The sequence below is a fragment of the Litorivivens sp. genome (genome assembly GCF_041624475.1).
In the GTDB taxonomy this organism is placed as follows: Bacteria; Pseudomonadota; Gammaproteobacteria; order Pseudomonadales; family Spongiibacteraceae; genus Litorivivens.
Genome location: NZ_JBFJUX010000031.1, coordinates 1 through 11,592, shown reverse-complemented (window position 1 = coordinate 11,592; position 11,592 = coordinate 1). Strand labels below are relative to the sequence as shown.

The following is an 11,592-nucleotide window of genomic DNA, read 5'->3' as shown; positions in this document are numbered from 1 at the left end:
TTTGCGGTGTTGAATGCCCGTCTGGGGCTATACGATCTGGGGCTGTTCGACGGCACGCTGGATGTGGCCGTGTGGAGTAAAAATCTGCTGGACGAAGAATACAGCATCAACAATGTTCACAACCTGCCGCAGGCTGGTCGCTCGGTGATGTTCGGTGAGCCGCGTAGCTATGGACTGGATCTGATTTATCGCTGGGGTTACTGAGACTCCGCTTTACCGAAAAACGGCCGCTTTTGCGGCCGTTTTTTTCTGTAGGATTTATGTGTCAGCTCATCGAGCTGAAAATTTTGGGGATGTTGGGTTGGTTATTACTGCTGCCCATGCCGCCGTCGATGACAATCTCCGTGCCGGTGATGTAACTGGCCGCTGGCGATAACAGAAAAACAATAAGGTTGGCGACTTCTTCAGCCTTGCCGCCTCGTCCGAGGGCGATAGCGTTTAGCCAGTCAGATTTAATAGCTTCGATTGAGCCGGGTATGGCGGTCAGCGGTGTTTCTATAAAGCCGGGACAGACTGCTGTCGCGCGGATGTTTTCCGGGCCGTGATCGAGGGCCAGTGTGCGGGAGTAGTTGATAACAGCGGCCTTAGAGGCGTTGTAAGCGGCGAACCCGTGGTCAGCGCGAACGCCGCTGAGCGACGCGACGTTAACGATGCTGCCGCCGCCACGTTGCCTCAGGTGTGGGATGACCGCCCGGCAGGCGTAGAACACGCCGTGCAGATCGATATTGATAACCTTGTGCCATTCTTCCAGTGGCATATCAGTGGTTGTGCCCAGACTGCCGAGGCCAGCACTATTGACGGCCCCATCCAGGCCGCCAAATGTGGTGGCGCCCAGTTCGCAGGCGGCAACAAGCTGGTCAAGTTCCGTGACATCGGTCGCGTGAAAACGCAATTGATCCGGATATTGCGCCACCAGGGCCTGGCCGGCCTCTTCGTTGATATCGGCGATAACTGCCTGACCGCCATGCTCGGCCAGGTAGCGCACCGTGGCCTCGCCGATGCCAGAGGCGCCGCCGGTCACAAGATAGGCCTTTCCAGAAAAATCGATTTGCATGCTGATAGCTCTTGTTGATTATCGTTGGCCGCAGCGAGCGCTGGGGGCTGCTGCAGGAAAGGGCCAAACTTAGAGAGGGCGGTGTCTCAAGTCAATCCGCTGAAGGTTACAGGCTGTCCAGATAGCGAGAAGAGCCGCACTTTGATGGGGTGGCGGCGACAAGGTGTCGCCGCCACTTAGGGCTTAGGCGTTTTTGAGCCAGTGGCGTACGGTGGCCAGTTTGACGCAGGTGACAAATACTTCGGTCGCCGCTTCAATGTCTGCAATTGACGGCACACTGGGCGCGATGCGGATATTTTTATTATCCGGATCCTTGCCATAGGGGTAGGTGGCGCCGGCGGGTGTCAGCTTCACGCCCGCATCTGCGGCCATGGCGACAACCTCGGTGGCAAGGCCAGGCAATGTATCAAAGGAGATGAAGTAGCCGCCCTGGGGGGTTATCCACTGGCCCGCGCCGGTGCCCGCGAGGCCTTCTTCAAGCCCTTTAAGCACAGCGTCGAAGCGGGGTTTAAGCAGCTCAGCGTGGCGTTTCATATGCGCGGTCAGTTGTTCGTAGGTCTTGAAGAACTCTACGTGACGCAGCTGATTGATTTTGTCCGGGCCGATCTGGGTCATGCCCAGCAGTTTGCTGAAGTTGCCCAGGTTGCGCTCGGACATGCCGAGGAAGGCCACGCCGGCACCGGCAAAGGTGACTTTTGAGGTGGAGCCGAAGATATAGACGCTGTCTTCGGTGCCAGCCTTGCGGCAGACATCCATGATGTTGGCCAGTTGCGCTGCATTATCGTCAATAAAGTGCAGTGCATAAGCATTATCCCAGAAGATGCGGAAATTTTTCCCGGCGACCTTGCCGAGCTGGGCAAAGCGTTCGACTACGGTGTCGCTGTAGACATGGCCTGTGGGGTTGCTGAAACGGGGAACACACCAGATACCCTTGATGAGCGGGTCGGTTTTTACCAGCCTCTCTACCTCGTCCATATCCGGGCCGTCGTCCAGCAGGGGTACGGGGATTAATTCAATGCCCAGTGTCTCTGACACGCTGAAGTGGCGGTCGTAGCCTGGTACCGGAGCCAGCATTTTGATCTGGCCCTCGTACATCCAGGCAGAATCGGGGCCCTCGACCCCCAGATGCATGGCGAAGTGGGCCGCAAAGTACATCAGGGTCAGGCTGCTGTTGCCGCCAACCAGAGTTTCTTCGGGTTTAACGCCGATTACTTTGGAAAAGAGCTCGCGCGCTTCGGGAATGCCTTGGAGGCCGCCATAGTTGCGCAGGTTGGCATCCGCCAGCGCTTTGTCACTGATATCGCCAAGCAGCTCGTTAGACAGGTTTAGCTGCTCGGTGCTCGGTTTACCCCGCGTCAGGTCCAGATTGAGGCCGCGCTGCTTAATGGCATCAAACTGCTCGCTGAGCTGGGCTTCGAGATCGCGTAGTTCTTCAGCATTCATATTGGCGTGCAAGACAATTCCCCTTCCACAAAAGATCGGTGACGCTAGCCGGTTTTCGGCGGGCAATTATACGCACTTCGCGGGGAGAAAAATATGAATAAGGGCACTTCAGTGCAGGGAGGACCGGGCTGCACGCTTCTGGGGCTGCTGCATACGCTTGCGCAGTTGGCGCAGGCTGGAGATGAGTTCGATGCCCTTGTCGCGGTTGAAATCAATCAGTTTCAGTCCGTTGAGCAGATCTCTTTCAATCTGCTGGCCCAGAAACTCGGTATTGGTATGAAGCAGTTTCTCGTCGTCGCAGTGCAGGTACCAGAGAATATCGTCGACAAGCGACAGGGCTTGCTGAGTGGCAATGCCGTCCTGCCCGTACTCGAGCCAGGTTTCGGCGATAACCCGGTTCCACAGTGAAAAGATAAGTTTGTAGAGCAGGGGTGGTACTTCGCCGGCGTTATTCAGCTTTTCTTCGAGCAGGACGTTGACCTGTTCGATGGGGTTAGGCGTCTTAACGGGCTGAGGTGGGGGAGCAGTCAGCGCTTTTTGCTCGTTCTCGACCCGCTGCATCTGATAGGTCAGATAATCCATCAGTTCCTTTTGCAGCGCTTTCATCAGACCGCGATTACCGCGATAGTTTTTGTCGGCGGTAATGCCGGAATTAATGACTGGTTTCACGTAGAGCAGTAACTGCTTGCGCTGCTCGGGTGTGCTCTCGATCCACTGAGCCACTGTAGCCGTCACCTGATGGAACAGCTGTTTGACGGGATGCAAAGCCTGCATGAACAGACCGCGGTCGCTCAGCGCCACGCTGTCGACGATAGGGCGTATTCGGTCTGATAGTTTGCGCAATGAGCGCGGCACGTTATCCAGGCTGTTCAAAGGGTGGAAGAGTCTGTCGACCTCAGCGAGAAGCTCGTCGTCGGTGTATACCTTGTACTCCAGCTCATCGTGTGGGTGAAGCCAGCGATCTCGGAATAGGCGGGCGGACTGGCTAAGAGCGTCGAGGTCGTCGAGACGGGTGTTAAGCTCTTCCAGTCGCATTTGCGTCATGGATCGGGTGGAAGCGTCAATCGCTGGGTTGCGCAGCTTGGCTTCCAGATGGTGAATCCAGGCTTCGATATTGGCGCGACGGTCAATGTTCGAGGCATCTGGAGAGTCCACCAGCTTGTACAAGGCGCCGTAAAGGGAGTCCAGCTGGCTATTAAACTCTGTCTCGAAAACGCTGCGCGCGGTTTGACGAACCGGCTGCGCCGGGTCGATCAGATTGAAGGCGCGTAGAAACAGAGTACTGAGGACTTCCGGGCGTAATACCAGGCAGAAGGCGTAAAGCTCGTCATTCGCGCTGGTTACGCTCAGCAGTAACTTGAAATTGGGGGTCGAGCGCTGGGTCGGAATGACGTTGACAGACGCGTCTTCGCCAAACAGGGCTTTACTTAAAAGCTGCTGAAAATAGCTCGCGACTTTAGTGCTATGGGTGTCGAGATATTTGTGATGCTTGAAGAAAAGCAGGGCGGTCTCGCGATTGTGATCGCTCATGGCTTTATCGAGAAGCTTTTGTGACAGGGCGTCAACGCAGTGCGAGATGTGACTCTCCACCCACTGCGCCACTTGCAGGTGAAAAGACTCTAGCGATGCATGCCCCTCAGCAGATTGCATAGCCCGGTCTCCGGCTTTGGTGTTGCATTTCTTGTGGGTGAAGCAATACGAATTTATTAGCGCATTGAATTGATCATACTTTGATCAAGTCAGGAATGTAAAGGAGAAAATGCTCGGAAATAGCCGTGTTTTGTCTCGAAATGTGAGCTAATGCATGTAAGTTGTCAGGGAGCCTCCGCAAGTAAAATAGCGCGGGTTGGCGCAGGGTAGCCCTCGATCGTCAGCCCGGAAGTGTCCGGGTCGAGGAACTGTGCCAGCGAATGGAACTGCATCCAGTCGGTGCGGCGCTGTTCGTCGGTGCTGGTGCGCGTGACGTCGACGGTGCGCACATTGCGAAATCCGGTTTTGCGCAGCCAAAGCTCAAGCAAATCGGTGCTGGGTAAAAACCAGACGTTGCCCATACGGCTGTAGCGGCCTTCCGGCACCAGGCAGTCGTTCGGCCCCCCTTCGATGATCAGTGTTTCCAATACCAGCTCACCGCCCGGGCGTAGCGCGTCGCGCAATTGCAGCAGGTGATCGATGGGGGAGCGTCGGTGGTAGAGAATGCCCATCGAAAACACGGTATCAAAGGCTCTGAGGCCCGAGGGTAGTTGCTCGATGCCGAGCGGCAGCACACCAACGCGCTGATCTCGAATAAAATGCTGCAGGGCCTGGAACTGCACAATGAACAGCGGTGTTGGGTCGATGCCCACGACCAGCTCAGCCCCCGCACCGCGCATGCGCCAGCAGTGGTAACCGCTGCCGCAGCCCACATCAAGTACGGTGCGCCCGGCCAGGGGCGTAATATGCGGAGCCAGGCGCTGCCATTTCCAGTCCGATCGCCATTCCGTGTCGATAAAGGTGTCAAATACCTGATACGGGCCTTTGCGCCAGGGGTGCAGGCCGCGCAGCGCCTGTTCAATCTGCTGCTGTTGCTCGTCTGTGGCCTGCCCTTGAGCGGTGACAGTGTCTTTATCAAGATCGACTGTATCGGCTTCTATGGCTGGCAGCGTGGCCAGGCTTTCCAGCCAACGTGGCAGGTCACCGTAGCGGCTGATACTTAGACCGGCCTCAAGGTCTGGGCCAATGCTCGTGAGCCAGGGTTCGAGCGGGGTGTTGCGAAAGTGCTCAAGAAAAGGGTCGAAATTCACTTGATAGCCACGAATGATGCAAAGTTAAAACACTGAAACCAGACATCGACACTGCCAAAGCCCGCGTCGGAGATACGTTGTTCGTGGGTGCCGATGGTTTCCGGCTGCAGGACGTTTTCCAGCGCACTGCGTTTCTGGGCGATTTCCAGGTCACTGTAGCCATTGGCTTTCTTAAAGGCGTGGTGGAGATCGGTATTGAGTTCCTGCAAGTGGGCGTCGGCAAAGCGGATTTTCTCCGACAGTACCAGCACGCCGCCGGGAACCATACCTTGATAAATGGTGTTGAGCAGGGCGTCGCGAGTGTCGGGTTCGAGAAACTGCAGGGTAAAGTTCAGCACCACAACCGAGGCGTCTTGAATGGTGATATTGCGAATATCGTCGCACACCGCCTCAACGGTTACCGGGAAGTCTTTCAGTCTCTCCGACAGTCGGGTCAGCATGGCCTGGGAGTTGTCGACGGCAATAATGGGGCAATTGCGCTCACCCAGATACTGGGCCATGGCAAAGCTGCTGGCACCCAGTGAACAGCCCAGATCATAACAGCGCGTGCCGGGTTTGGCGTAGCGGTCGGCGAGGACACCGGTCATGGCGACGATGGTGCTGTAGCCAGGAACCGAGCGCTGGATCATGTCCGGAAAGACGGCGGCAACGGTATCGTCAAAGGCAAAGCGGTCAATGGCTTCGCGCGGCGTGGCGTAGATATTGTCTCTTGAATCAGTCATGACGGCGGCGTGGGTTTACACGCCGCGATTCTATCACAGGGTTTGCTTCAGTTTCGGAAGAACCAGCGCAGACCGATTTCGTACTCGGTTAAATCCAGGTCGTCGTAGTCGCGAAGTGTCGCCGAGAGGCCTAATGAGGGGTGGAAGCTGTAAACCGTTTCCACAACGAAGGTGGTGTCGCGAAACAGTACATCGACTTCGCCCGCCTCCAGCGCAAACTGCCACTCGTCCGAGGGTGAATAGCGAGCCCCAATATGGGGGTACCAGCCGCGCTCGGTGGGTAGCCCGTGTTGCAACTTGAGTTCGTTATGGTCGCTGCCGATATACACGGACCACTCGTTATTGACGGGGTAGTGTGCGCCGAGACCGATTACAGACCAGCTGTCCTGGCGGGCGTTGCGGGCGGGTAGTTGCACGCCGCCATTGTTGTAGCGACCGCGCAGGTGCAGGTAACTGAGAAAAGAGACGCTGGCCTTGAGGGTGGTTGCTTCGCTGTCGCCAAAATTGTGCCAGTCGGTGTTCTGGCGGGAGTAGGCCAGATCGGCATAGTCGAAGTGTTTGTCGGCGATGGCGCTTGTGGAGATCAAAATCAGGCTAAGTGCGAGGGTAAGGCGGTTTTTCACGTGGCGGTTTCCGGGAGTTATTTTGGGGCTAGGATAGCGAATTAGTGGGTGTGGGGTAAGGGTTGGAGAGTGTTGATTGCGTTGTGTTGGCGCTTCTCCTCCGGCTGCCTTGCTACCAGACACAAAAAGACCGACTTGGAAAGGGTATGGGTTTTTGGGATTTGGTAGTGGGGGCTGGCGAGGCGGATGCACCAAAACAGCCTATGGGCTGTTGTGGCCCTGCGGGCTCGCGGCTTTTAGCCGCTAGTGGCAAAAAGCTCCTATGGTCGCTTTTTGTCGAACCGCGTTGGCGCTCCTCGTCCGGCCGCCTTGTTACCAGATACAAAAAACCCGGATCGGAAAGGGCGTGGGTTTTTGGGGTTCGGCAGTGGGAGTTGGCGGGGCGGATGCACCACAACAGCCTATGGGCTGTTGTGGCCCTGCGGACTCGCGGCTTTTAGCCGCTGGTGGCAAAAAGCTCCTATGGTCGCTTTTTGTCGAACCGCGTTGGCGCTCCTCGTCCGGCCGCCTTGCTACCAGACACAAAAAACCCACCGCTTGGGTGGGTTTTTTGTGTCTGGTAGCAAGGGGCGGATTCGAACCGCCGACCCCAACATTATGAGTGTTGTGCTCTAACCAACTGAGCTACCTTGCCGCAAAGAGGCGCGCATTTTCCCGGGCTGGCTGAAGTTTGTCAAGGAAAAGGCAGTGATAGTCTGTCGAGATAATAGGGGGATGTTTTGTTTGGTTGATTTGCGATCAGTCGGTGCGCGCCAAGGTGGCGTTGCGTGTTGACTAGGCGTACGTGTAGGCGTACGCTTCTAGTGTTGGAGGAGTCTTATGACCACACTGAACGCGACGGAAGCGCGATCCAAGCTCTACGCTTTGATCGATGAAACATCTACCAGCCATCAGCCAATTGTCATCACTGGAAAGCGGGGTAATGCGGTGTTGCTGGCGGAAGAAGACTGGAACGCTATTAATGAAACGCTTCACCTATTATCACTACCTGGTATGCGTGAGTCGATTAGGGAAGGCATGGAAGCTGATCTGAACGATTGCAGCCAGGAGCTCGATTGGTGACGTGGAAACTTTACTACACGAAACAGGCGCAGAAGGATGCCCGCAAGCTGGCATCCGCAGGTCTAAAGGAGAAAGCGGCCGAGCTTCTCGAAATTCTGAAAAATAATCCCTTCCAGAATCCGCCTCCCTTCGAGAAGTTAGTGGGTGATCTGGCTGGCGCCTACTCCCGACGGATCAATATTCAACATCGTTTGGTGTATCAAGTGCTCACGGAGGACAAGGCGGTAAAGGTGTTGCGGCTATGGGCGCACTATGAGTAGTCACGCCGAGCGTGCGTTACGCTATGTTTTTGCGGATGATTCTTTTGTGACGCCTTATAGCTTTAAGGCGTCGCAAAAGAATCATATTTCGAGGAAGTAGTATCGCTAAACGTTAAAGCGGAAATGCACGACGTCGCCGTCTTTGACGATGTAGTCTTTCCCTTCCAGTCGCCATTTGCCGGCATCTTTCGCGCCCTGTTCGCCTTTGTACTGAACGTAGTCATCGAAACCGATCACTTCTGCGCGGATAAAGCCTTTTTCGAAATCAGTATGGATCTTGCCCGCAGACTGAGGGGCTGTGGCGCCCTGGGGTATGGTCCAGGCGCGAACTTCTTTGGGGCCTGCGGTGAAGTAGGTGTGCAGGCCTAGTAGTTGGTAACCCGCGTGAATTACGCGGTCGAGGCCGGGCTCTTCCATGCCGAGGTCGGCGAGGAATTCGGCTTTTTCATCGTCTTCAAGTTCGGCGATTTCTGACTCAAGCTTGTTGCAGATGGGGACTACAATCGCGTTTTCTGCGGCGGCGATTTCGCGCACGGCATCAAGGTAGGGGTTGTCGTCAAAGCCGTCTTCGTTGACGTTGGCAATGTACATGGTGGGCTTGGTGGTCAGCAGGTGCAGTTGCTGGCTGAGCGCCTTCTCGTTGTCGTTAAGGCTCAGGGAGCGCACCGGTTTGCCTTCATCCAGGTGGGACTGGAGTTTTTCCAGCACGGCTTTCATGGCAATGGCTTCTTTGTCGCCGCTTTTGGCGGTGCGCACGACTTTCTGCAGCTGTTTTTCCACGCTTTCCAGATCGGCCAGGGCCAGCTCTGTGTTGATAACGTCGATATCGTCAGCGGGATTCACCTGATTTGCAACGTGAATCACGTTGTCATTGTCGAAGCAGCGCACGACGTGGGCGATGGCGTCGGTTTCACGGATGTTGGCCAGAAACTGGTTGCCCAGGCCTTCGCCTTTGGAAGCACCGGCGACGAGGCCGGCGATATCCACAAACTCCATGGTTGCCGGAATGACCTTTTCGGGTTTGACGATATCTTTCAGGGCGTTCAGGCGCGGGTCAGGTACAGCGACGATGCCGGAGTTGGGCTCGATGGTGCAGAAGGGAAAGTTTTCTGCATCAATACCCGCTTGTGTCAGTGCATTAAACAGGGTGGATTTTCCCACGTTGGGAAGGCCGACAATGCCGCAGTTAAAACCCATGCTCAGGATTCCTTGAAAGTGTGTAGCCGGTTCATGGCTTTGCTTATATCGCCGCTAATAACGTCCGGCAATACACGCAGGGATTCGTCAATGGCCGCCATTATGCGTTCGCGGTCGTCCTGGCTGGGCTTATTCAGCACGTAACCGGACACCTTGCCGGCGTGGCCTGGGTGGCCAATACCAATTCGCAGGCGGTGGAAGTCTTTCTGGTTGCCTAGCGCTTTGACTATGTCGCGCAGGCCGTTGTGCCCACCGATGCCGCCACCGGTTTTCAGGCGTGCAGTGCCGGGCTCGATATCCAGCTCGTCGTGTACGATCAGTACCTCGCCGAGGGGTATCTTGAAAAAATTGATAATGGTGCCGACGGCCTGACCGCTGAGATTCATGTAAACCGAGGGAATCAGCAGACGAATGTCACTGCCGCCTAGGCGGATCTTGGCGGTGCGGGCGTTAAATCGGCTTTCGCCAGATAGAGCAACGCCGGATTGCCGTGCCAGTTCTTCAACCAGCCAGGCTCCGGCGTTGTGGCGTGTCTCTTCATATTCCCGGCCCGGGTTGCCCAGGCCGGCTATGAGTTGAATTGCCATCGCAGAAGAGGGTTAGTCTTCAGACTTCTCTTCAGTCGCTTCGGCGTCATCATCACCTTCGGCGTCAGCATCGTCCTGAACGCCGCCGCGCGGAGTAATGACGTTGGCGACCGGCAGGTCGTGATCTTCGCCGTGCGACAGGGCAACACTTTCAACACCTTCCGGCAGTGACAGGTCGGAAATGTGCACAGTCTGGCCGACTTCGATGTTGAGCATATCGACTTCGATAAACTCAGGCAGGTCTTTCGGCAGGCAGGTCACTTCAAGTTCGGTCATGGCGTGGGCCACGATACCGCCCTGCATTTTCACGCCGTGGCACTTCTCTTCATTGATGAAGTGCAGCGGAACGCGCATGGTGATCTTGGTGGTGGCATCAACGCGCATAAAGTCAGCGTGGGTCAGCTGTGCTTTGGAGGGGTGACGTTGCAGGTCTTTGAGAACCACCTGCTCGGTGCCCGCGCCTTCAATTTCCAGAGTGATCAGGCTGGTGTAAAAGGCCTCATCTTCCAGGTCTTTGACCAGATCTTTCTGCAGAACAGAAATGTTCAGCGGATCTTTCTTGCCGCCGTACACAATGGCTGGAACTTCGTTCGCCAGACGACGCAGGCGGCGGCTCGCACCTTTCCCCGCGTCCTGACGCACTTTCGCATTCAGGGTATATTCGCTCATCGTATTTCCTCCGATGTGGGCGATACACTGTCTTACCTGCGACCGGCTCGACAGTGGGTTTCAGTTATCCGTCAGCGCTTCTATGACGACGCAGTATTAACGAAACAGTGCGCTGATGGACTCTTCATTGCTGACTCGACGGATGGATTCCGCGAGCAGGGACGACAGCGTGAGCTGTCGAATTCGTGTGCAGGCTTTTGCTTCCGGGCTGAGCGGAATGGTGTCGGTCACTACCAGTTCGTCGAGCTCGGAGTTTTCAATATTGTCGACGGCCTTGCCCGACAGCACCGGGTGGGTGCAGTAGGCGACGACTTTGGATGCGCCGTTGGCTTTGAGTGCGCCGGCGGCTTTACACAGGGTGCCGGCGGTGTCGACCATGTCGTCAACCATGATACAGGTGCGGCCGTCGACCTCACCTATAATGTGCATGACCTGGGTTTCATTGGCTTTGGGGCGACGCTTGTCGATGATCGCGAGATCGGCATCATTGAGCTGCTTGGCAATAGCGCGAGCGCGCACCACACCGCCGATGTCAGGTGAAACTACCATCGGATCGTCGTGAAACTGCCTGGCGATATCGTCTAGCAATACGGGCGAGCCGTAGACGTTGTCGACCGGAATATCGAAAAAGCCCTGAATCTGTTCGGCGTGAAGGTCTACCGTGAGTACGCGGTTAATGCCCACGCGGCTCAGTATGTCGGCCACAACCTTGGCACTGATCGGAACTCGCTGGGAGCGAACCCGGCGGTCCTGGCGGGCGTAGCCGAAGTAAGGCATTACGGCCGTGATGCGGCCGGCCGAGGCGCGGTGCAGGGCGTCGGCCATCACCGCGACTTCCATCAGGTTGTCGTTGGTCGGTGCGCAGGTAGGCTGGAGAATAAAGACATCAGCGCCGCGCACGTTTTCATTGATTTCGACCATGATTTCGCCGTCGCTGAATTTGTCGACGGTGGCATCACCCAGCGGAATGTGCAGGTGGTCTACAACTTTGCGGGCCAGTTCCGGGTTGGCATTCCCGGTAAAGATCATCATTTTTGACACGGTAGTAAAGTCCTGTCTTTCTGATCGCCTGGAGGTTCGAAACACATGCGGCGTTAAATTCCTCAAGGCTCTGCCCTGAGCCCTGACAGCTGTCACGCCGCCGGAAAAATCGCGGGGCCTGAACGAAAAATAGCTGCGGTGGGCAGCTACATCA

At 56.2% G+C, this 11,592-nt stretch carries 13 protein-coding genes and 1 tRNA gene; 3 read left to right on the top strand and 11 right to left on the bottom strand.

Features of this window, described 5'->3' with window-relative positions; genetic code table 11:
• The coding region (locus ABY734_RS16590; RefSeq protein ID WP_372780500.1) for a hypothetical protein at positions 1-204 on the top strand (204 nt) is incomplete at its 5' end.
• Between the two features lie 61 nt (positions 205-265).
• Here the strand turns inward: ABY734_RS16590 and ABY734_RS16585 are convergent.
• The 7 genes from ABY734_RS16585 to ABY734_RS16555 all read right to left on the bottom strand — a co-directional run bounded on the left by ABY734_RS16585 (position 266) and on the right by ABY734_RS16555 (position 7,256).
• A complete protein-coding gene (locus ABY734_RS16585) occupies positions 266-1,054 on the bottom strand; it encodes an SDR family NAD(P)-dependent oxidoreductase (protein WP_372780499.1) in 789 nt (262 codons plus the stop codon).
• Positions 1,055-1,237: 183 nt separating this feature from the next.
• Positions 1,238-2,497, bottom strand: a complete 1,260-nt coding sequence (locus ABY734_RS16580; protein ID WP_372780501.1) for an aminotransferase class I/II-fold pyridoxal phosphate-dependent enzyme — start codon at positions 2,495-2,497, stop codon at positions 1,238-1,240.
• Positions 2,498-2,605: 108 nt separating this feature from the next.
• Complete coding sequence (locus tag ABY734_RS16575; protein ID WP_372780497.1) at positions 2,606-4,147, bottom strand: DUF1631 family protein; 1,542 nt, start codon at positions 4,145-4,147, stop codon at positions 2,606-2,608.
• Between the two features lie 164 nt (positions 4,148-4,311).
• The gene (gene cmoB / locus ABY734_RS16570) at positions 4,312-5,277 is read right to left on the bottom strand and encodes a tRNA 5-methoxyuridine(34)/uridine 5-oxyacetic acid(34) synthase CmoB (protein ID WP_372780496.1); all 966 of its coding nucleotides are present in this window, start codon (positions 5,275-5,277) and stop codon (positions 4,312-4,314) included.
• The gene (gene cmoA, locus ABY734_RS16565) at positions 5,274-5,999 is read right to left on the bottom strand and encodes a carboxy-S-adenosyl-L-methionine synthase CmoA (protein ID WP_372780495.1); all 726 of its coding nucleotides are present in this window, start codon (positions 5,997-5,999) and stop codon (positions 5,274-5,276) included. Before cmoA ends, cmoB begins: the two co-directional genes overlap by 4 nt.
• A 47-nt stretch (positions 6,000-6,046) precedes the next feature.
• A complete protein-coding gene (locus ABY734_RS16560; RefSeq protein WP_372780494.1) occupies positions 6,047-6,622 on the bottom strand; it encodes a hypothetical protein in 576 nt (191 codons plus the stop codon).
• Between the two features lie 557 nt (positions 6,623-7,179).
• Positions 7,180-7,256, bottom strand: a tRNA-Met gene (locus ABY734_RS16555).
• Between the two features lie 185 nt (positions 7,257-7,441).
• Here ABY734_RS16555 and ABY734_RS16550 point away from each other — a divergent pair.
• On the top strand, positions 7,442-7,684 hold the full coding sequence (locus tag ABY734_RS16550; RefSeq protein WP_372780493.1) for a type II toxin-antitoxin system Phd/YefM family antitoxin: 243 nt from the start codon (positions 7,442-7,444) through the stop codon (positions 7,682-7,684).
• A complete protein-coding gene (locus ABY734_RS16545; protein ID WP_372780492.1) occupies positions 7,681-7,944 on the top strand; it encodes a Txe/YoeB family addiction module toxin in 264 nt (87 codons plus the stop codon). The genes ABY734_RS16550 and ABY734_RS16545 overlap by 4 nt, the downstream gene beginning before the upstream one ends.
• Before the next feature lie 105 nt (positions 7,945-8,049).
• Here the strand turns inward: ABY734_RS16545 and ychF are convergent, their stop codons facing one another.
• From ychF to ABY734_RS16525, 4 genes are all read right to left on the bottom strand, one after another.
• The gene (ychF, locus tag ABY734_RS16540) at positions 8,050-9,141 is read right to left on the bottom strand and encodes a redox-regulated ATPase YchF (protein WP_372780491.1); all 1,092 of its coding nucleotides are present in this window, start codon (positions 9,139-9,141) and stop codon (positions 8,050-8,052) included.
• A gap of 2 nt (positions 9,142-9,143) precedes the next feature.
• A complete protein-coding gene (gene pth, locus ABY734_RS16535; protein ID WP_372780490.1) occupies positions 9,144-9,728 on the bottom strand; it encodes an aminoacyl-tRNA hydrolase in 585 nt (194 codons plus the stop codon).
• A gap of 12 nt (positions 9,729-9,740) precedes the next feature.
• Positions 9,741-10,397 (bottom strand): 50S ribosomal protein L25/general stress protein Ctc, encoded by a 657-nt coding sequence (locus tag ABY734_RS16530; RefSeq protein WP_372780489.1) that lies wholly within the window; start codon positions 10,395-10,397, stop codon positions 9,741-9,743.
• A gap of 96 nt (positions 10,398-10,493) precedes the next feature.
• Complete coding sequence (locus tag ABY734_RS16525) at positions 10,494-11,438, bottom strand: ribose-phosphate pyrophosphokinase (RefSeq protein ID WP_372780488.1); 945 nt, start codon at positions 11,436-11,438, stop codon at positions 10,494-10,496.
• Positions 11,439-11,592 lie beyond the last annotated feature (154 nt).

What these genes read in the sequence shown, in the direction of transcription:
- cmoA (WP_372780495.1), bottom strand. Translation starts at nt 5,999, where the DNA reads ATGACTGATTCAAGAGACAATATCTACGCCACGCCGCGCGAAGCCATT.
- pth (WP_372780490.1), bottom strand. Translation starts at nt 9,728, where the DNA reads ATGGCAATTCAACTCATAGCCGGCCTGGGCAACCCGGGCCGGGAATAT.
- ABY734_RS16585 (WP_372780499.1), bottom strand. Translation starts at nt 1,054, where the DNA reads ATGCAAATCGATTTTTCTGGAAAGGCCTATCTTGTGACCGGCGGCGCC.
- ABY734_RS16530 (WP_372780489.1), bottom strand. Translation starts at nt 10,397, where the DNA reads ATGAGCGAATATACCCTGAATGCGAAAGTGCGTCAGGACGCGGGGAAA.
- ABY734_RS16550 (WP_372780493.1), top strand. Translation starts at nt 7,442, where the DNA reads ATGACCACACTGAACGCGACGGAAGCGCGATCCAAGCTCTACGCTTTG.
- ABY734_RS16575 (WP_372780497.1), bottom strand. Translation starts at nt 4,147, where the DNA reads ATGCAATCTGCTGAGGGGCATGCATCGCTAGAGTCTTTTCACCTGCAA.
- ABY734_RS16580 (WP_372780501.1), bottom strand. Translation starts at nt 2,497, where the DNA reads ATGAATGCTGAAGAACTACGCGATCTCGAAGCCCAGCTCAGCGAGCAG.
- ychF (WP_372780491.1), bottom strand. Translation starts at nt 9,141, where the DNA reads ATGGGTTTTAACTGCGGCATTGTCGGCCTTCCCAACGTGGGAAAATCC.